General features: G+C 69.8%; 19 protein-coding genes. 11 read left to right on the top strand and 8 right to left on the bottom strand.

The window, feature by feature from the left end; genetic code table 11:
- Positions 1-71 precede the first annotated feature (71 nt).
- Together RTL41_RS12155 and RTL41_RS12150 are read left to right on the top strand one after the other, a co-directional pair.
- Positions 72-1,724, top strand: coding sequence for a sensor histidine kinase (locus RTL41_RS12155; RefSeq protein ID WP_312165114.1), 1,653 nt, complete (start codon positions 72-74; stop codon positions 1,722-1,724).
- A 47-nt stretch (positions 1,725-1,771) separates the two neighbouring features.
- Positions 1,772-1,909 (top strand): entericidin A/B family lipoprotein, encoded by a 138-nt coding sequence (locus RTL41_RS12150; protein ID WP_312164728.1) that lies wholly within the window; start codon positions 1,772-1,774, stop codon positions 1,907-1,909.
- Positions 1,910-2,020: 111 nt separating this feature from the next.
- Here the strand turns inward: RTL41_RS12150 and RTL41_RS12145 are convergent, their stop codons facing one another.
- Both RTL41_RS12145 and RTL41_RS12140 read right to left on the bottom strand, forming a co-directional pair.
- The gene (locus RTL41_RS12145) at positions 2,021-2,848 is read right to left on the bottom strand and encodes a protein-glutamate O-methyltransferase CheR (RefSeq protein WP_312164727.1); all 828 of its coding nucleotides are present in this window, start codon (positions 2,846-2,848) and stop codon (positions 2,021-2,023) included.
- Positions 2,845-3,210, bottom strand: a complete 366-nt coding sequence (locus tag RTL41_RS12140; protein ID WP_312164725.1) for a response regulator — start codon at positions 3,208-3,210, stop codon at positions 2,845-2,847. The genes RTL41_RS12145 and RTL41_RS12140 overlap by 4 nt, the downstream gene beginning before the upstream one ends.
- Before the next feature lie 181 nt (positions 3,211-3,391).
- Between RTL41_RS12140 and RTL41_RS12135 the strand changes: the two genes are divergently transcribed.
- Positions 3,392-4,117: a glutathione binding-like protein gene (locus RTL41_RS12135; RefSeq protein WP_312164723.1), complete on the top strand. Its 726-nt coding sequence runs from the start codon at positions 3,392-3,394 to the stop codon at positions 4,115-4,117.
- Positions 4,118-4,264: 147 nt separating this feature from the next.
- On the opposite strand, the gene RTL41_RS12130 is transcribed toward RTL41_RS12135, so the two are convergent.
- The 3 genes from RTL41_RS12130 to RTL41_RS12120 all read right to left on the bottom strand — a co-directional run bounded on the left by RTL41_RS12130 (position 4,265) and on the right by RTL41_RS12120 (position 6,483).
- Entirely contained in the window at positions 4,265-5,083 is an 819-nt protein-coding gene (locus RTL41_RS12130; protein ID WP_312164721.1) for an SDR family NAD(P)-dependent oxidoreductase, read from the bottom strand.
- A 67-nt stretch (positions 5,084-5,150) separates the two neighbouring features.
- Positions 5,151-6,029, bottom strand: a complete 879-nt coding sequence (locus tag RTL41_RS12125) for a TauD/TfdA family dioxygenase (RefSeq protein WP_312164718.1) — start codon at positions 6,027-6,029, stop codon at positions 5,151-5,153.
- A gap of 67 nt (positions 6,030-6,096) precedes the next feature.
- Positions 6,097-6,483: a VOC family protein gene (locus RTL41_RS12120; RefSeq protein ID WP_312164716.1), complete on the bottom strand. Its 387-nt coding sequence runs from the start codon at positions 6,481-6,483 to the stop codon at positions 6,097-6,099.
- 73 nt (positions 6,484-6,556) lie between these two features.
- Between RTL41_RS12120 and RTL41_RS12115 the strand changes: the two genes are divergently transcribed.
- Positions 6,557-7,909, top strand: coding sequence for an amidohydrolase family protein (locus RTL41_RS12115; protein ID WP_312164715.1), 1,353 nt, complete (start codon positions 6,557-6,559; stop codon positions 7,907-7,909).
- Between the two features lie 75 nt (positions 7,910-7,984).
- On the opposite strand, the gene chpT is transcribed toward RTL41_RS12115, so the two are convergent.
- A complete protein-coding gene (gene chpT, locus RTL41_RS12110) occupies positions 7,985-8,671 on the bottom strand; it encodes a histidine phosphotransferase ChpT (RefSeq protein WP_312164713.1) in 687 nt (228 codons plus the stop codon).
- Positions 8,672-8,741: 70 nt separating this feature from the next.
- Between chpT and RTL41_RS12105 the strand changes: the two genes are divergently transcribed.
- Together RTL41_RS12105 and cysQ are read left to right on the top strand one after the other, a co-directional pair.
- Positions 8,742-8,939 (top strand): DUF3553 domain-containing protein, encoded by a 198-nt coding sequence (locus tag RTL41_RS12105; protein WP_312164710.1) that lies wholly within the window; start codon positions 8,742-8,744, stop codon positions 8,937-8,939.
- Positions 8,936-9,700, top strand: coding sequence for a 3'(2'),5'-bisphosphate nucleotidase CysQ (gene cysQ / locus RTL41_RS12100; RefSeq protein ID WP_312164708.1), 765 nt, complete (start codon positions 8,936-8,938; stop codon positions 9,698-9,700). Before RTL41_RS12105 ends, cysQ begins: the two co-directional genes overlap by 4 nt.
- Before the next feature lie 9 nt (positions 9,701-9,709).
- Here the strand turns inward: cysQ and RTL41_RS12095 are convergent, their stop codons facing one another.
- On the bottom strand, positions 9,710-9,877 hold the full coding sequence (locus RTL41_RS12095) for a hypothetical protein (protein ID WP_312164706.1): 168 nt from the start codon (positions 9,875-9,877) through the stop codon (positions 9,710-9,712).
- 95 nt (positions 9,878-9,972) lie between these two features.
- A complete protein-coding gene (gene fabV, locus RTL41_RS12090) occupies positions 9,973-11,151 on the bottom strand; it encodes an enoyl-ACP reductase FabV (RefSeq protein WP_312164704.1) in 1,179 nt (392 codons plus the stop codon).
- A gap of 217 nt (positions 11,152-11,368) precedes the next feature.
- Here fabV and RTL41_RS12085 point away from each other — a divergent pair, with 217 nt between their 5' ends.
- The 5 genes from RTL41_RS12085 to RTL41_RS12065 all read left to right on the top strand — a co-directional run bounded on the left by RTL41_RS12085 (position 11,369) and on the right by RTL41_RS12065 (position 19,330).
- Positions 11,369-13,672, top strand: coding sequence for a TonB-dependent siderophore receptor (locus RTL41_RS12085; RefSeq protein ID WP_312164702.1), 2,304 nt, complete (start codon positions 11,369-11,371; stop codon positions 13,670-13,672).
- Positions 13,673-13,765: 93 nt separating this feature from the next.
- A complete protein-coding gene (locus RTL41_RS12080; RefSeq protein ID WP_312164700.1) occupies positions 13,766-14,449 on the top strand; it encodes a Fe2+-dependent dioxygenase in 684 nt (227 codons plus the stop codon).
- A 49-nt stretch (positions 14,450-14,498) separates the two neighbouring features.
- Positions 14,499-15,287 (top strand): enoyl-CoA hydratase/isomerase family protein, encoded by a 789-nt coding sequence (locus RTL41_RS12075; protein WP_312164699.1) that lies wholly within the window; start codon positions 14,499-14,501, stop codon positions 15,285-15,287.
- 42 nt (positions 15,288-15,329) lie between these two features.
- Positions 15,330-16,520 carry an acyl-CoA dehydrogenase gene (locus RTL41_RS12070; RefSeq protein ID WP_312164696.1) on the top strand — a complete coding sequence of 397 codons (1,191 nt, stop codon included), beginning with the start codon at positions 15,330-15,332 and terminating at the stop codon, positions 16,518-16,520.
- Positions 16,521-16,633: 113 nt separating this feature from the next.
- A complete protein-coding gene (locus RTL41_RS12065; RefSeq protein ID WP_312164693.1) occupies positions 16,634-19,330 on the top strand; it encodes a PAS domain S-box protein in 2,697 nt (898 codons plus the stop codon).
- Positions 19,331-19,369 lie beyond the last annotated feature (39 nt).

Raw genomic sequence — 19,369 nt, 5'->3', positions numbered from 1 at the left:
GCACGCCCTGGGGATCCCTTTCGACAATCCGCGTCCGTCTGACGGCGGCGCTGGCTGCCGCCCTGTTGCCGGTGCTGATCCTGGGAATCCTCCAATCGGCGATCGCCTTCCGGCGTGAAGGCGTGCAACTGCGCGAGGAGCTGGCCGCCGCCTCGGCGCGCAGCGCCGCCACCGCCCGGGCCCGCATGGAGGCGGCCGACATCCTCTTGGAGACCCTGGCCCCCGGCTCGGTCGGCTTCAACTGCGCTCAGCGGCTGGCCGAGGTGACGCACCGCATTCCCGGCTATCACAACCTGATCCGCTTCGACCGCATCGGCCGGGTGGCCTGCGCCGCCGGCGACGTGCCGGTCGACAAGGCCCGGGCCAGCCGGCCCTGGTTCCAGAGCCTGTCCAAGGGCGACAGCCTGGTGATCACCCGCGAGCCCGGCGCCAACTACGCCACCGTGCCGGCCCTGTTGGCGGCGGTGCCGGCGCACGATCCGCGCGTCGGGTTCGACGGGGCGCTGGTGGCGGTGATCTCGCTGGAAAGCCTGGCCCCGCGCACGGCCGACCGGTCGCTGCCCGAGGACGCCGAGGTCGCCCTGGCCGACGGCGAGGGCGCCTATATCAACGCCACCGACAAGGAAGCCTTCCCCAGCCTGCCGGCCGACTGGCGGGCCAAGGCCCTGAAGCAGGGCTCGATCGTCTGGTACGCCCGCGACGTGCGCGGCGAGCGGCGGGTCTATTCGGCCGCGCCGCTGGTCGGCGACGAGCTGTTCGTGATCCTGTCGGCGCGCTCGGGCGGCCTGTTCTCGTGGGCGACGCTGAACCCGCTGACCAGCATCGTCTTCCCGATCCTGACCTTCATCCTGGCGCTGGTGGCGGTGTCGGTGGTGACCGAGCGGGTGGTGATCCGCTGGATCGCCTATCTGCAGCGGATCGCCGCGCTCTACGCCCGCGGCCGCCTGACCGTGCGGCCGGTGCAGGCCGACCAGGCCCCGCCCGAGATCCGCGACCTGGCCGAGACCCTGGAGGACATGGCCGACGCCATCGTCGGGCGCGACGCCTCCCTGCGCGACTCCCTGGCGCAGAAGGACGACCTGATGCGCGAGATCCACCACCGGGTGAAGAACAACCTGCAGGTCATCTCCTCGCTGCTGAACATGCAGCAGCGGGCGCTGTCGGACCCGGCCGCGCGGGCGGCGATGTCGGACACCCGCCAGCGGATCACCGCCCTGGCCCTGATCTACCGCGCGCTCTACCAGGGCCCCGACCTGAAGCGGGTCGACCTGCGTACCTTCCTGGAGGAGCTGACCGCCCAGCTCATCGCCGCCGACATCAGCCACGGCGCGGGCGTGAAGACCGAGATCCATGTCGACGACCTGGTGATCGACCCCGACCGGCTGGCGCCGCTGGCGCTGTTCGCGGTCGAGGCGGTGACCAACGCCCAGAAGCACGCCTTCGCCGGCCGCGGCGGCGCCCTGACCGTCAATTTCAACGTCCGCGGCGACGAGGCCGAGCTGGAGATCAGCGACGACGGCGACGCGCCGCCGGACGCCCTGACGACCTCGGGCGTGGGCCGCACCCTGATGACCGCCTTCGGCCGCCAGCTACGCGGCCGCTCGGAGATGGTGCGGAACGAAAAGGGCGGGATCACCGCCCGGCTGATCTTCCCCACGCCCCTGGAAGAGCACGCCAACCGACGGGCCGGGACGCCCGCCCGGGGGAACCAGGCAGCGGCTTGACCGTTAGTGTGGCCTTAGCCATCCGCGCTCCCTAGGAGAGACCGCTCATGCGTAAACTTGTGATCCTCGCGGTTCTGGCCGCCAGCCTGTCCGTCACCGCCTGCAACACCGTGTCCGGCGCGGGCAAGGACGTGAAGGCGGCCGGACAGGCGGTGACCAACACCGCTGAAGACGCCAAGAAGTAAGCCTCTCGACGCGGCGGGCCCGCCCGCCGCAGATGCGCATTTCAAGCTGCCGTCCAGGTCGCCGCGAACACAACGGCGGGCCGGGGCGGCAGTCGTCGTTTGAGCACGGCCTCAGGCGGCGACGCGATAGGCCGGGTCGCGGGCGTAGAGGCCGGGCCGCCCGGCGACCGGCTGGAAGGCGTCGGACAGCCCCGCCACCGATTCCTGCTCGCCCAGGAACAGGAACCCCTCCGGGGTGAGCGCGCGGGCCAGGTTGATCAGCAGGCGCCCCTTCATCGGCTCGACCAGGGTCGAGAGCACGTAGCGGCAGAAGATCACGTCGAAGCGGCCGGCGGTCGACAGGTCGGCGACCAGGTTGACCCGCCGCCAGCGGACCATCTGGCGCAGCCGCGGCGAGACCCGCCACATGTCGTCGGCCTGCTCGAAGTGGCGGACCAGTTGGCGGATCGGCAGGCCGCGCTGCACCTCGAACTGGGTGAACAGGCCGCTCTGGGCCTTTTCGAGCTGGCGCTCGCTTATGTCGGTGCCGAACAGCTCGACCTTCAGGCCCGGCAGGCGGCCGCGCTCGTCCTCGACGATCATCGCCAGGGAGTAGGCCTCCTGGCCCGCGGCGCAGGCGGCCGACCAGATGCGCACCGGCTCGGTCTCGCGCGCCCGCGCCAGGGTCGGCAGCACCTCGTCGCGGAACAGGGCGAACGGCTCGCGGTCGCGGAAGAAGGCGCTCTCGGCGTGGGCCATGGCCTCGACGATGGACCAGGCCAGCTTGTCCTCGCGCCGCTCGCGCAGGATGGCCAGCATGTCGGCGACGCTGCCGAAGCCCTCGCGCCGGGCGACCGGGCCCAGCCGGCTTTCGATCAGATAGGTCTTTTCGGGATCGACCCGCACGCCCGCGCGCGCCGCGCAGAGCTGGGCCACCAGTTCGCGGTCCTCCAGCTTCATGCCAGGCCGACCTCGGCGAACTTCGCCGTGATGATGTCCCCGTCGAAGGGCTTCATGATGTATTCGTCGGCGCCGCTGTCGAGCGCCTCGCGGATGCGGTCGATGCCGTTCTCGACAGTGCAGAAGACCACGGTCGGCCGCTCGCCGCCCGGCTCCTGGCGAAGGATGCGCAGGAACTCGATGCCCGACATGGCCGGCATGTTCCAATCCAGCAGGATCGCGTCGGGCATGGCCGCACGACACCAGGCGAGCGCCTCCAGCCCGTCGGCGGCCTCGGCGATCTCGAAGCCGATGTCCTCCAGGATTCGGCGCGCGACCTTGCGGATCACGCGGCTGTCGTCGACGACGAGACAGGTCTTCAACGCGGACGCTCCTCCCTCGCGCCGTTCTTGCCCTGCGTTGGTTAAGGAGCCGTTTGGCGCCGGCCAGATTCCGGCGGCGACCCCAGGCTTGGCTGGGGACTGAATCAGAATTTGTCGGTTGAGGCCGCCTCCGGCGGGCCTAGGCTGCGCGCCTGTCCATACCCAGTCCAAGAGGCCCGCGATGATCGACGTCCACTACTGGCCGACGCCCAACGGCAAGAAGGTGACCATCCTGCTGGAGGAGCTCGGCCAGCCGTACAAGGTCGTGCCGGTGCATATCGGCCGCGGCGACCAGTTCACCGACGGCTTCCTGAAGATCTCGCCCAACAACCGCATGCCGGCGATCGTCGACCATGCGCCGGCCGACGGCGGGGCGCCGATCAGCGTGTTCGAGTCCGGGGCGATCATGATCTACCTGGCCGAGAAGGCCGGCCGCTTCCTGCCCGCCGACGTGCGCGGCAAGTACGAGGTCATCCAGTGGGTGATCTGGCAGATGGCCAACCAGGGGCCGAAGTTCGGCGAGCGCGGCCACTTCAGCCGCGTGGCCCCCGAGCACGGCGACCAGTCCTACGCCCAGCGGCGCTTCAACGACGAGGTCCATCGCCTGTACGGAGTGCTGAACAACCGGCTCTACGACCGCCGCTACATCGCCGGGGACGAGTACTCGATCGCCGACATGATCTCCTACCCCTGGACCGCGAGCTGGGAGCAGCAGGGCGTCGACCTCAATGAATTCAAATACTTCAAGCGCTGGTTCGACGAGGTGAGCGCCCGCCCGGCCGTGCAGCGCGGCATGGCGGTGGTCGCCGACCCCGGCGAGGACCCCAAGTCGATCACCCCCGAGGAACAGGAGCGCCGGCGCGGACTGCTGTACAACCAGCGCGCCCGGCCGGCGCCGGCCGTCTAGGGCTCAGGCCCGGCCACGGGACCGCCCCCGGCCAGGTTCCGGACGCTCCCGCGATCGCATGGAGGTCGCCCTATTTTTCCTCCCCCATCCTGATGGGGGAGGAAAAGGGGCCAGGGCCGGGGATGACGATCTGGCCAGACCCGCCCGCTAGATCAGCGCCGCCGGCTCGACGTTCAGCTCCTTGAGCAGCGGCTCGGCGTAGTCGACGCGGCCGGTGACCGTCTGCGGATCGCCGGAGGCCAGGCGGTAGACCGCCTCGGCGATGTACTCGATCGGCTGGACGCGGCTCTTGGTGGCCTCGTTGATCAGGCCGTGGACGGCCACGCCGGGGGTGTCGACCAGGCCCGGCGAGACGACGTTGACGGCGATGTTGTCGGCATAGACCTCGGACGCCAGGCCGGTGGAGAACCGCTCCAGCGCCGCCTTGCACATGCCATAGACCGTGCCGCCGCGGCCGGGGCCGTAGGGCTGCTTGGGATGGATTCCGGCCGGCGAGGAGATGTTGACGATCCAGCCGGCGCCCTTGTCGCGCATGCCGGGGATCACGAGCTGCGACAGGTGGAACGGCGCATAGACCTGCACCTCCATCATCAGCTTGAAGCGCTTCTCGGGGAACTCCTCGACCGGGATGAAATAGGTGATCGCGGCGTTGTTGATCAGGATGTCGACCGGGCCGTAGAGGGCGGTCGCTTCCTCGACCAGGCGCTCGCGCTCGGACGCCTGGGCCAGGTCGGCCTTGATGAAGGCCGCCTCGCCGCCGGCCTTGCCGATGCGCTCGACAGTGTCCTGCAAGGTGCCGGGCAGGCGGCTCTCGCCGCTCTCGGCGGTGCGGGCCGAGGCCACGACCTTGGCGCCCTCCTGGGCGAGGCGCGCGCAGATCGCCTCGCCGATGCCGCGGCTGGCGCCGGTGACCAGGGCGACGCGGCCCTTCAGCGGTCCGTCCGGATTGAAGCGGGCTTGGCTCATCTCAAATCTCCCTAATGAAAATGTCTTTGTTCTTATTGGAAAAAAACGGGACCGCTGACGGTCCCGCCTAGGAAACGCCCTCCACCTGTCGGAGAGCGGGCTTGCCCGCCGGGGCGGGCCAGGCGTCGACCGTGACGCGGCGCATATGCCGCCGCTGTCCGGGATAGTCGTTGAGCGCGAAATGCCAGACCGAGCGGTTGTCCCAGAAGGCCACCGAGCCTGCGGTCCAGGCGAACCGGCAGGTGAAGGCCTCGTAGCGGGAATGCTCGAACAGGAAGTCGAGCAGCGGCTTGCTCTCGCGCTTGCTCCAGCCGTCGATCCGCATCGTGAAGGCGGGATTGACGTAGAGCGCCTTGCGGCCGGTCTCCGGGTGGACCTTGACCACCGGATGGACGTACTCGCCGACCGCGCCCTCGGCCTCGACCACCTTCATCGACTGGCGCTTCTGGGCCGAGTGTCCCTGCGAGGAGTATTCGCGGCCGGCGGAATGGACGGCGTTCAGCGTCTCCAGCGTCGCCTTCAGGCCCGGCGAGAGCGCGTCATAGGCGGCGGCCTGGCTGGCGAACAGGGTGTCGCCGCCCCACTCCGGGATCTCGACCGCATAGAGGATCGAGCCGATGGAGGGATGCTCCAGGAAGCTCATGTCCGAGTGCCAGCCGCCGCCGAAGTTCACCTTGTCGCCCGGCTCCTTGACGATCTCCATCACCTCCGGGTGGCCCGGCATGCCGGCGACGTAGGGATGGATGTTGAGCGGACCGAAGCGGCGGCCGAAGGCCAGTTGCGCCTCGGGCGTCAGGTTCTGGTCGCGGAAGAACACCACCTGGTGCTGGACGAAGGCGGCGCGGATCTGCTCGATCACGGCGTCCGGCAGGTCGGCGGCGAGATCGACGCCGGAAATCTCGGCGCCCAGGGCGCCGGCCACCTTGCGGATCGTGAGGCCTGACATCGGACCATCTCCCTATTGGCTGGTACGATGAAACTACGGCTGGGCGGCCAGGGCGAGTCAGAAGCTCTCACTTCGGCTGCAGCAAATCCCATCGATTGCCGTAGAGGTCTTCGAACACCGCCACGGTCGCATAGGGCTCGTCGCGCGGGGCCTCCAGGAACTTCACGCCGGCGGCGCTCATCCGCGCATGGTCGGCGGCGAAGTCGTCGGTGTGCAGGAAGAAGCCGACCCGCCCGCCGGTCTGGTCGCCGATCCGCGCGGCCTGGGCCTCGCCCGCCGCCTTGGCCAGCAGCAGGCCGGCCTGCGACCCGGGCGGGGTGACGACCACCCAGCGCTTGCCCCCGCCCATGTCGTCGTCGCGGGTCAGGGTGAAGCCCATCTGGCCGACATAGAAGCCGATCGCCTCGTCGTAGTCGCGGACGACGAGGGCCGTGAGGGCGAGGGACTGGGTCATGTGATCTCCGATCGGGCCTGGACCGCGGCGGCGCCCAAGCTAGAGTGCGGCCCATCTATAGGGGGGAGTATCCATGCGTAGAGTCCCGGCGCCCACCGCCGCGAAAATTCTTGGCGCCGCCATCGCTCTTGGCCTGGGCGTGGCGAGCCAGGCGGCCGCCCAGGCCCAGCCGGCCACGGTCATCCATGCGGGCGCGCTGCTGGACAGGCCGGGCCAGGCGCCGCGCGGCGCCTCCACCCTCATCGTCCGCGACGGCAGGATCGAGGCGGTGCGCGACGGCTTCGTCGAGCCCGAGGCCGGGGCCAAGGTCGTCGACCTGCGCGACCAGTTCGTGCTGCCCGGCCTGATCGATAGCCACGTCCACATCTTCAGCGACGACGACAAGGTCAGGTCGCGGATGGAGTTCCCCAACCGCGACATCGAAGACAACATGGTGATCGGGATCGACAACGCCCGCCGCACCCTGGAGGCCGGCTTCACCACCATCCGCGACCTGGGCAGCGACATCCGCAGCGTCACCGCCCTGCGCGACGGCGTCAACAGCGGCCTGATCACCGGACCGACCATCGTGGCGGCCGGCCGCGCGATCGCGGTCACCGCGGGCCATGGCGACGGCTCCAACAACCTCAACCGCGACCTGGCCGAGATCGCCCACCAGCACGGCGAGAACGTCTGCAACGGGGCCGAGGACTGCCGCCGCGCGGTGCGCAGCCAGATCAGCCAGGGCGCGGACGTGATCAAGTTCACCGCCACCGGCGGGGTGCTGTCCAACGTCGCCGGCGGCCTGGGCGCCCAGATGTTCGACGACGAGATGAAGGCGGTGGTCGAGACCGCGCACATGTTCGGCCGCAAGGTCGCCGCCCACGCCCACGGTACGGACGGCGTCGTCGGGGCGCTGAACGCCGGGGTCGACTCGATCGAGCACGGCACCTTCGGCACCGCCCAGACCGACGCCCTGTTCAAGAAGACCGGCGCCTATTTCGTCCCGACCATGCTGGCCCCGAAGACGGCGCTGGACCAGGCCCGGGCCGGCGCGCGGTCGCGCAACTCGCTGGAAAAGGCCGAGATCGCGGCCAAGGCGGCGATGGAGAACCACAGGCGGGCCATCGCCAACGGCGTGAAGATCGCCTTCGGCACCGACACCGGCGTCTCGGCGCACGGCGACAACGGCAAGGAGTTCGCCCTGATGGTCAGCGTCGGCATGAGCCCGGCCGAGGCGATCAAGGCCGCCACCGTCAACGCCGCCGACCTGCTGGGCCGCTCGGCCAGCATCGGCACGCTGGAAGCCGGCAAGGACGCCGACATCATCGCCGTGGCCCAAAGCCCGCTGGCCGACGTCACCGAACTGGAGCGCCCGACCTTCGTCATGCACCGCGGCGTGGTGGCCAAGGTCGGCGGCCAGCGCGCGCCGTTCCCGCCGAACTAGGGACGATACCTAGCCGCCGCCATTTCCTCCCCTGCGAAGCGGGAAGGCGGAGGAAAATGGCCGCAGCGCCGTGCGTCAGGCCGGAACCGTGGCCGCGAAGGTGACCTTTTCCTCGGCCACGTCGGCGAACACCCGGCCGCCGGCGTCGCCCATGAACAGGTGGACGTAGTAGGCCTGGACCCAGTGGCCGTGCAGCCCGTCGCCAAGCGGCTCGCCGCGCAGGCCGGCCAGCACCTCGGGGCGGAGCCGCGCGCGCGGCCCCACCGCCTCGACGGCGATGGCGATGGTGGCGTCCTGGGCGACGGCCCGGACCTTGGCGGTCCCGCCGGTGGGCAGCGCCGCGCCGGCCATCTGCGCCAGGTTCATCAGCGCCCGGGCGGCGGGCTTGTTCAGGGTCGGCGCCTCGACCTGCCAGTCGAGGTTGGCGCGCATGTGGTTGAAGACGCCCTGGGCCAGCTTTTCCAGCTCGCGCGGGTCGAAGGTCTCGGCGGAGGCCGAGGCGCCGAAGGCCACGCGGGTGAAGGCCAGCAGGTCGGCCAGCTTGCGCGCCGAACCCGAGATCAGGTTCATGGCGTCTTCCTTCATGTCCTGGGCGCTGGGGTCGTCCAGCAGGTCCAGGCCCGAGACGATGGCGCTCGCCGGGCTGATGAAGTCGTGACACATGCGCGCGGCCAGATAGGCGGCCACCTCGGCGGTGCGCGGCGGCGCCTTCGTCGCCGGCGCGGTTTCGGGGGTCGATTGGGGTGCGTCTACGCCGTCCATCATTACGCTCGCGAACTTGTCCTGATTTGGCGCTTTGGCAAACGCGCCGCTGCACTCTAGAGAACCACCCATGGGCGGTCCCGATCCCTTCCTCGAGCCCGGCGTGCTGGTCGCGCACCCGACCCGGGAAGACTGGGGGACGGGCCAGGTGCAATCGGTCGCGGGACGCAAGGTGACGGTGAACTTCGAGCATGCGGGTAAACAGGTGATCGACAGCGACGTGATCCGTCTGGTCTTTCTTGGGGATGATCCGCGAGGCGCCCGATGAGCCGCGAGCGCGACGTCGGCGAAGTGCTGGCCGACATCTGCGAGGAAGCCGCCGCCCTGATCCTGCCGCTGTGGAAGTCGGGCCTGACGGTGTTCTCCAAGGCCGACGAGAGCCCGGTGACCGAGGCCGACCGCCGCGGCGAGGCGCTGATCCTGCAGCGCCTGTCCGCCGCCTTTCCCGACGTGCCGGTGATCTCCGAGGAGGACGCCAGCGAGTTCGGCACGCCGGACGCGATCGGGCCGCGCTTCTTCCTGGTCGATCCGGTCGACGGCACCAAGGCCTTCGTGCGCGGCGATCCGAACTTCACCGTCAATATCGGCCTGATCGAGGACGGGCGTCCGGTGGCCGGCGCGATCAACGCCCCGGCGACGGGCGAGACCTGGTTCACCTCAGGCGGTGCGGCGATGAAGCGCAGCCCCGGCGGCGCGGCGCGCGTGGTGCGCACCCGGCCCTGGCCGCAGGGCGCGGCGGTGGCGCTGGTCAGCCACACCATGAAGGACGAGACCGCGCAGAAGCTGGCCGAGCAGTACGGCTTCGACCTGCGCGAGCCGATGGATTCCTCGATCAAGTTCTGCCGCATCGCCGAGGGCTCGGCCGACATCTATCCGCGCCACGGGCCGACCATGGAATGGGACATCGCTGCGGGCCACGCGGTGCTGGCCGCGGCGGGCGGCCAGGTGAAGACGCCGGAAGGCCAGGACGTCGCCTACGGCAAGGCCGACGCCGGCTTCCGCAACGGCTGGTTCATCGCCAAGGGCTGAGGGCGAAGGCTAGCCGGCCTGGCCGGCGGCTGCGGCCGCCATCGCCGGGGCGGGCGCCTGGGCCAGGCCCGGCTGGTCATGGCCGATCGCCACATAGCCTGCAAAGCCGACCGCGAAGGCGGTCGCAGCGATCCATGCGAACGGCCGCACGATTTGATAGACGCTGACTTCGGTCACTGGATGTTCCTGTCGAGACCCACGACACTGGAACAGCCAGACCGGCGACGGGTTGCCGCCGCGGCGCGACAAAGTTCGGTGAACGGGCGGCCAGGTCAGCCCAGCGCCGGAACCACCATCGGATCGGCGTCCTTGCCGTAGTCGACGCCGGCGAGCCCGAAGCCGAACAGCCGCAGGAACTGGGCCTGGTACTCGGGCAGGTCGGCCAGCTCGGCGAGGGTCTCGGTGGAGACCAGCGGCCAGCGGCGCGCGACCTCGGCCTGGACCGGCTCGGACAGCTCCCAGTCGTCCAGCCGCAGGCGGCCCGCCTCGTCGGTGGCGGCGTCCAGGGCGAACCTGGTCCGGAACAGGCGGTCGATCTGCTCGATGCAGCCCTCGTGCAGGCCCATCTGCTTCATCACCGCAAACAGCACCGCGCCATAGAGCGGCACCACCGGAATGGCCGAGCTGGCCTGGGTGACGACCGCCTTCAGCGCCACGACCCGTGCCGCATCCGGCCCGAGCTTTTCGCGCAGCGCCCGGGCGGTCTGGTCGACATGCTCCTTGGCCTTGCCCAGCGTGCCGTTCCAGTAGATCGGCCAGGTCATCTCCGAGCCCAGATAGGTGAAGTCCAGGGTGCGGAAGCCCGGCGCCAGCACCCCGGCCTCCTGCAGGGCGTCGATCCACAGGGCCCAGTCCTCGCCGCCCATCACCTTGACGGTCCCGGCGGTCTCTTCTTCGGTCGCCGGCTGGAACTCGGCCTCGAACACCTCGCCCTTCTGGGTGTCGAGGGTCTTGAGCCGCACCGGCGCCCCCAGCGGCTTGATGGCGGAGCGGTAGGTCTCGCCGGTGCGCGGATCGGTCCGGACCGGGGCGGCCATGCTGTAGACCAGCAGGTCGATCTGCCCGAACTCGCGCCGGATCGCCTGCGCGACCTGCTGCTTGATCTCGTCGGAAAAGGCGTCGCCCTCGATGGTCGGGGCGTCCAGGCCCGCGGCGCGGGCCTCGTTCTCGAAGGCGCGGTTGTTGTACCAGCCGGCGCTGGCGGTCTTGTTCTCGCTCGGCGGCTTCTCGAACGAGACGCCGAGGGTCCTGGCCCCGCCGCCGAAGGCCAGGGCGATGCGCGAGGCCAGGCCGTATCCGGTGGAGCAGCCCAGCACCAGGACCCGCCGGGGCATGTCCGCCATGGCCCCGCGGCCGCGCACATGGTCGATCTGCTCACGGACGTTCCGGGCGCAGCCTTCCGGGTGGGCCGTGGTGCAGATGAAGCCGCGAACGCGAGGTTGGATGATCATGGAGCCTCCAGGCTGGACCCCGGACTGAAAGCACCACGGCGGCCGATTGACCAGCGGAAGTAGGGCGCCGCGCGCCGCCGCCCGTGGCGGGCCGATCGCGCCACTGCGGCTTCCGCGACACACCCGGCGCAATTGCGAATAATTATTATTGCTAGTTTGTTTCTCGATTACTAATAACGCCTCGCAGTTTCATTCGCATATTTTAGGGGGCATTCCCGTGGACAATCGACGGACAGGCGGCGTTCGCGCCTATGCACGCAAGGCGCTGACGCCGGCGGCGGTCGCCGGCGTGGCCGGCCTGGCGCTCGCGCCGCAACTGGCGCTGGCCGACGACGCGGCGGCCGACGCGCCGACCGAGGTTTCGGGCGTGCAGGTCGAGGGTCACCAGGCCCTGAAGCCGAGCTCGCCGAAGTACACCGCCCAACTGCTGGACACCCCGCGCAGCGTGACGGTGATCCCGCAGGCGGTGATCACCCAGACCGCCGCCACCTCGCTGTCGGACCTGCTGCGCACCTCGCCGGGCATCACCTTCGGCGCCGGCGAAGGCGGCCAGCCGCTGGCCGACCGCCCGTTCATCCGCGGCCAGGCCTCGGGCAACAACATCTTCGTCGACGGCATCCGCGATTCCGGCGGCCAGGTCCGCGAGGTCTTCAACCTCGAGCAGGTCGAGGTCATCAAGGGCCCCGACAGCGCCTATAACGGCCGCGGCTCGGGCGGCGGCTCGATCAACCTGACCACCAAGCGTGCGAAGCTGGAACAGGCGATCAGCGCCAGCGCCGCCGCCGGCACTGACGGCTATCTGCGCGGCACGGTCGACGCCAACCTGCCGGTCGGCGAGACCAGCGCCGTGCGCATCAACCTGATGGGCACGCAAGGCGACGTCCCCGGCCGCGACAGCGTCGACTTCGACGCCTGGGGCGCGGCGATCAGCGCCGCGGTCGGCCTGGGCGCCGACACCCGCCTGACCGCGAGCTACTATCACCTGACCCGCAACGACATGCCCGACTACGGCGTGCCGCTGTACACCAAGCTCGGCGGCGCGACCGCCCCGCGCACCACCGCCAGCGGCGTCCTCGACGTGCCGCGTGACTCGTTCTACGGCCTCAAGGCGCGCGATTTCCAGAAGACGGAAGCCGACGTCGCCACCCTGATCGCCGAGCACGACATCAACGAGGCGATCACCTTCCGCAACGCCTTCCGCGTGGCCAAGACCCTGAACGACTACCTGGTCACCAACCCGGGCGACGGCGGCGCCGCGCAGTTCGTGGCCGGCGAATGGTGGATGAAGCGCGGCACCAAGTCCCGCTGGAACGAGGCGGTCACCGTCGCCAACGTCACCGACTTCTACGGCAAGTTCCGCACCGGCGGCATCGAGCACAGCTACGACGTCGGCCTGGAGCTGTCGCGCGAGACCAACCGCAACGCCTCCTACGTGATCTACACCACGGCCGGCGCGGCCTGCCCGGCCGGCTTCACCGGCGCGACCACCGCCGCCGGCGTCGCCGACTGCACCCGCGTCTATGCGCCCAACCCCAGCGACCCGTGGCAGGGGATCATCGCCCGTCCCGACCCGTCGGTGAACTACACCAACACCGTCGGCGTCTACGCCTTCGACACCCTGTCGTTCGGCGACAAGTGGATGCTGAACCTCGGCGTCCGCTTCGACGACTACGCGGTCAAGGGCCGCGACGTGACCGCGACCAGCGCCCTGGGCGTGATCACCGGCACGACCATCACCCCGCGCGAGGGCGACTGGCAGTTCACCAACTACCAGGTCGGCCTGGTCTACAAGCCGGTCGCCAACGGCAGCCTCTACATCTCGTACGGCACGTCCTCGACCCCGCCGACCATCTCGGGCGGCGACCAGAACACCGGCACGGGCAACGGCCAGGGCAACCTCGCCAACGTGCTGCTGGATCCCGAAGAGATCACCTCGGCCGAGGCCGGCGTGAAGTGGGCCTTCTTCAACGAGCGCCTGTCGGCCTCGGCGGCGATCTTCCACATGACCCGCGAGAACGCCCAGATCCAGATCGCCAACGGCGTCTTCGCCCAGGTCGGCGAGACCATGGTCCAGGGCCTGGAGATCGGCGTCACCGGCCGGGTCACCCCCGAATGGATGGTGTTCGGCGGCTACACCTACATGGACAGCGAACTGGTCCGCGGCGCCTACAACAGCGTCAACCAGGGCGAGCAACTGGCCAACACCCCGGAACACACCTTCAGCCTGTTCACGACCTATAACCTGACCGACGCCTTCAGCTTCGGCGGCGGCGCCTACTACGCCTCGGACAGCTACGGCGGCAACCAGGGCGGCGCGGGCGGCGGGACCAACCGCGTCTACGCCCCGGCCTACTGGAAGTTCGACCTGTATGCGGCCTACCGCATCCGCGAGAACCTGGACCTGCAGCTCAACATCAAGAACGTCGGCGACGAGGAGTACATCGCCCAGACCAACGGCGTGCACCATGCCGACTACGGTCCGGGCCGCCAGGCGATCCTGACGCTCAACGCCCGCTTCTAGCCTTCCCTTACCTGGAACGGACGCCGAGAGGCCCCGCCCTTCCCCGGGCGGGGCCTTTTACCTTCCGGCCATACCGACTTAAGGTCCCGCCCGATGATGCTGCATATCCCCGAGGTCCTGACCAAGGCGCAGGTCGCCGAACTGCGCCAGGTGATCGACGCCGCCCAGTGGGTCGACGGCAACGCGACCTCGGGCACGCAGTCGGCCCTGGCCAAGCGCAACGAGCAACTGCCGGAGGGATCGGACGCCGCCCGCTTCGCCGGCGAGAAGATCCTGGACGCCCTGTCGCGCAGCCCGCTGTTCGTCACCGCCGCCCTGCCCCAGACGGTGTTCCCGCCGCTGTTCAACCGCTATGGCGGCGGCCAGACCTTCGCCACCCACATCGACAACTCGATCCGCCAGAGCCGCGACGGGAGCGTGCGGATCCGCAGCGACCTGTCGGCGACGCTCTTCCTCTCCGAGCCGGACGAGTACGACGGCGGCGACCTGCTGGTCGAGGACACCTATGGCGTCCATGAGGTGAAGCTGCCGGCCGGCGACATGATCCTCTATCCGGCCTCGAGCCTGCACCAGGTGACGCCGGTGACCCGCGGGGCCCGCACCTCCAGCTTCTTCTGGATCCAGAGCATGGTGCGCGAGGACGCCCGCCGCGCGCTGCTGTTCCAGATGGACATCGCCATCCAGCAACTGGCGCTGAAGGTCGGGGCCGGGGCGCCCGAGCTGGTCTCGCTGACCGGGACCTATCACAACCTGCTGCGGATGTGGGCCGAGGTCTAGGCGCGCGCCCCGCCAGGGCGCAGACTTCCGAAAAACGGGGAGCGGCGCCATGGCCTACGAGACCATCACCTACGAAACCCGCGGCCAGGTCGGGGTGCTGACCCTCAACCGGCCCGAGAAGCTCAACGCCATCTCGGCCGAGCTGCGCCGCGACGTCCACGCCGCCTTCGCCGTCGCCCGGCAGGACGACGGCGTCCGCGCCCTGGTGATGACCGGCGCCGGGCGCGGGTTCTGTTCCGGGGCGGACCTGACCGCGGGCCTGCCGCCGCCGGCCGAAAGCCAGAACGAGCGGCTGGACGAGATGGGCTGGGTCGGGCGCTGGGCGCGGCTGTTCCACGATTTCGACAAGCCGCTGATCGGGGCCATCAACGGCGTCTGCGCCGGCGCCGGCATGAGCGCGGCCCTGGCCTGCGACGTGCGCATCGGCGGGCCGGGCGCGCGGTTCAAGACCACCTTCGTCGAGCGCAGCCTGTCGCCGGACTCCGGCCTCTCCTGGTTCCTGCCGCGCATCGTCGGCTATGCGGCCGCCGCCGACCTGATCTTCACCAGCCGCATGGTCGAGGCGCAGGAGGCGCTGTCGCTGGGCCTGCTCAACCGGCTGACCGACGGCGACCTGGTCGAGGCGGCCGTGGCCTATGGCGAGCAGATGGCGCAATGGCCGCCGCTGGCCGTCCGCTCGGCCAAGCGGGTGCTGCAGCACAGCCTGGAGAGCGAACTGGAACAGGCGCTGAAATACGAGTCCGTGGGCCTCACCGTGGCCCGCCGCGCGGTCAACGACGCCAGGGAACAGGCCGCCGCTTTCCGCGAGAAGCGCAAAGGCGTCTACACGGGCACGTAAAATGGGGTCATAAGGCGCGCGTCACCTTTCGGAGAACGCGACATGGCCCTCGACACCGGCGACCAGCAAAAGACCTTCAACTGGGAAGACCCGCTGGATCTGGCCTCGCGCCTCACCGAGGAGGAGCGGATGGTGTGGGAGAGCGCCCGCGCCTACGCCCGCGAGAAGCTGCTGCCGCGCGTGGTCTCGGCCTTCGCCGACGAGCGCTTCGACCGCGAGATCATGTCCGAGATGGGCGCCCTGGGCTTCCTGGGCGCGACCCTGCCCGAGCAGTACGGCGGGGCCGGCGTCAGCCACGTGGCCTATGGCCTGATCGCCCGTGAGATCGAGGCGGTCGACTCCGGCTACCGCTCGGCGATGAGCGTGCAGTCCTCGCTGGTCATGTACCCGATCTACGCCTTCGGCTCGGAAGAGCAGAAGATGAAGTACCTGCCCGGCATGGCCAAGGGCGAGATCGTCGGCTGCTTCGGCCTGACCGAGGCCGACGGCGGCTCGGACCCCGCCTCGATGCGCACCGTGGCGAAGAAGGCCGACGGCGGCTACGTGCTCAACGGCGCCAAGATGTGGATCACCAACAGCCCGATCGCCGACGTGGCGCTGGTCTGGGCCAAGCTGGACGGCGTGATCCGCGGCTTCCTGGTCGATCGCGGCTCGGAGGGCTTCGCCACCGCCAAGATCCAGAACAAGCTTTCGCTGCGCGCCTCGGTCACCGGCGACATCTCGCTGACCGACGTGTTCGTGCCGGAAAACCAGGTGCTGCCGAACGTCAGCGGCCTGCGCGGCCCGTTCTCGTGCCTGAACAAGGCCCGCTACGGCATCAGTTGGGGCGCGATGGGCGCGGCCGAGTTCTGCCTGCACGCCTCCAGGGAATACACCCAGACCCGCAAGGTGTTCGGCCGCCCGCTGGCCGCCCGCCAGTTGGTCCAGAAGAAGCTGGCCGACATGCAGACCGAGATCGCCCTGGGCTTCGAGGGCGCGCTGGCCCTGGGCCGGCTGCTCGACGAGGGCGCCTGGGTCCCCGAAGCCATCAGCCTGATGAAGCGCAACAACTGCGGCAAGGCCCTGGCCATCGCCCGCGAGGCCCGCGACATCCACGGCGGCAACGGGATTTCGGGCGAGTACCACGTGATGCGCCACGCCGCGAACCTGGAGACCGTCAACACCTACGAAGGCGCGCACGACGTCCACGCCCTGATCCTGGGCCGGGCCATCACCGGCGAGAACGCGTTCTAGGCCTTCGCGCGGCGGTTTCAGCCCACAACTATCGCGTTCAGAAAGTTCCGGGCTCAAACGTTACGTTTACCGACCGGCGTTACAACTTCCCCTGAACGAGAGGACGGGGGGCGATGGCCGCAAAGCGGACACCGCAGGAATCGGCGGCGATCACCGAGTGGCTGTTCGAGAACAGCCGCGAAGTGATGTTCGTCATCGGTGCGGACAAGAAGTTCAAGCTGGTCAATCCCACCTTCGAGCGGGAGACCGGCTGGACCGAGGCCGACGTCGTCGGCCAGTTCGCCCGCGACTTCATCCATCCGGGCGAGGAAGCCAGCATCGAGGCGCACCTGCAGCGCCTGAAGGAGCACGGCTACAGCGACCACGGCTCGCGCATCCGCGCCAAGGACGGCAGTTGGCGCTGGTTCGAGGGCCGCGCCCAACTGACCGCCGACGGCGAGCTGATCGGGATGATGCGCAACGCCACCCGCGAGCGCGAGCGCGACGCGCGCCTGGTCGCGGCCGAGCGCACCGGACAGTTGCTGTCGCAGGCGGCGGGGATCGGCACCTGGTCCTACGAGCCCGAGCACGACTGCATCGAGTGGTCGCAGGACATCCTGAACCTGACCGGCTACCGCGACGACGAAATCGACGACATCGACAAGGTCGGCGCGGTCCTGCACCCCGACGAGGCGGCCGGCGTCCGCGCTGCGGTCATGGAGGGCATCCTCTACGGCAAGGCCGGCTCGTTCGAGCACCGGCTGAAGGACAAGACCGGCGGCTGGTCCCACTGGCGCAACACCTTCCGCACCGAACCGCGGCCCGGCGGCGAATACGCCCTGCGCGGGGTGATGCAGAACATCACCGAGCTGGTGCAGGCGCGGGACGGCGCGGTCCGCGGCCACCAGCAGATGCTGCAGCTCATCGAGAGCTCGCCCTTCGCAGTGGCCATCTTCGACCGCCGGCTGCGCTACCTGGTGATGAGCGGAAGCTGGCGCGACATCTTCACCCAGAAGGACAGGGAACAGATCGGGCTGACCCTGGCCCAGACCTATCCGCGGGCGCCCAAGCGGCTGCTGAACGCGCTGCCGCGCGCCCTGAGCGGCGAGGTGGTCACCGTCACCGAAGGCCGCCTCACCGACGTCGAGGGGATGAGGCGCTGGGTGCGCTGGCAGGCCCGGCCCTGGCGCGACGCCGAGGACCGGGTGCAGGGCGTGGTCTGCTATGTCGACGACATCACCCCCCTGGCCCAGGCCCGCAAGGAGGCCGAGGTCAATGCGCGGCGCCTGAAGCTGGCGCTCAACGCCGCCGACGCCGGGGTCTATGAGATCGACCACGTCCAGAAGACCTTCTGGACCAGTCCCGAGTTCGAGAAGCTGGTGGGCAAGGGGATCGGCGGCTACGAGGACGCCCAGAGCCTGCGGTTCCCGCGCTTCCATCCCGACGACGTCGAGCATGTGCGCCAGGCCTTCCGGGACATCCGCAACGGCCGGCGCGCGCCGGGCGAGGCGTTCGAGGCGCGGACCTACACGCCTTCGGGCCAGGAACGCTGGGTCCGGGTGTTCCACCACCTGTCCACCGACCGGCAGGGCCGCTGGCTGAAGGGCGTGGGCCTGGTCCAGGACTTCGACCAGCGCAAGCGCCAGGAGCTGGACCTGATCGCCGCCCAGCGCGCGGCCCAGTCGGCCGGCGAGGCCAAGGCCGCGTTCCTGGCCAATATGAGCCACGAGATCCGCACGCCGATGAACGGCGTCATGGGCGTGCTGCACCTGCTGAAATCCGAGAACCTGTCCGACGAGGGCCGGCGGATGCTGGATGACGCGCTGTCCTGCGGCGCCATGCTGGCCGAGCTGCTCAACGACGTCATCGACTTCTCGAAGATCGAGGCGGGGCGCCTGGAGATGGTGCAGGAAGCGGTCGATCCGCGGTCCCTGATCGAGGGCGTCGCCCGGCTGCTGCGCCCGCAGGCCGAGGCCAAGAACCTGAAGCTGGTGGTCGACGTCGCGCCCGACGTCGGCTGGGTGGTGTCCGATCCGGTGCGCCTGCGCCAGGCGCTGTTCAACCTGGTCGGCAACGCCGTGAAGTTCACGCTGAAGGGCCAGGTGACCATCCGCGCCGCCATGCGCCCGGGGGCGCTGACCCCGATGCTGCGGCTGGAGATCGCCGACACCGGGGTCGGCATTCCCGAGGCCGTGCAGCCGCGGATCTTCCAGCGCTTCGACCAGGGCGACGCCTCGACCACCCGCAAGTTCGGCGGCTCGGGCCTGGGGCTTTCGATCACCCAGCGGCTGGCCCAGATGATGGGCGGCGGCGTCGGCTTCGCCTCCACCGAAGGCGTCGGATCGGTGTTCTGGCTGGAGGTCTCCGCCGCGCCCTCCGAGGCCGCCATCGCCGCGGAGGAGACCACCGACGACTGGCTGAACGGCCTGCGGGTGCTGGTGGTCGAGGACAATTCGACCAACCGGATGATCGCCACCAAGCTGCTGGAAAAGCTGGGCGCCGTGGTCGAGACCGCCGCCGACGGCTATCTCGGCGTCGAGGCCGCGGGGCGCGGCGCCTTCGACCTGATCCTGATGGACGTGCAGATGCCCGGCATCGACGGGCTGGAGGCCGCGCGCCGCATCCGGGCGATGGGCGGCGCGGTGGCGGCCACGCCGATCGTGGCCCTGACCGCCAATGTGCTGGCCCATCAGCGGACGGCCTATCTGGAGGCGGGCATGGACGGGGTGGTCGGCAAGCCGATCTCGCCCGCCGCCCTGCTGAGCGAGATCGCCCGGCTGGCCGCGGTCGAACCCGGCGCCAACGACGACCAGCCGGCCGCGGTGGCGTAGGGCTCCGCCGCCGCTCGGTCGGGACCGCGATGGTCCCTT

This window comes from Phenylobacterium sp., from assembly GCF_031984885.1.
Lineage (GTDB): Bacteria > Pseudomonadota > Alphaproteobacteria > Caulobacterales > Caulobacteraceae > Phenylobacterium.
This window is presented reverse-complemented; position numbering and strand designations above follow the sequence as displayed.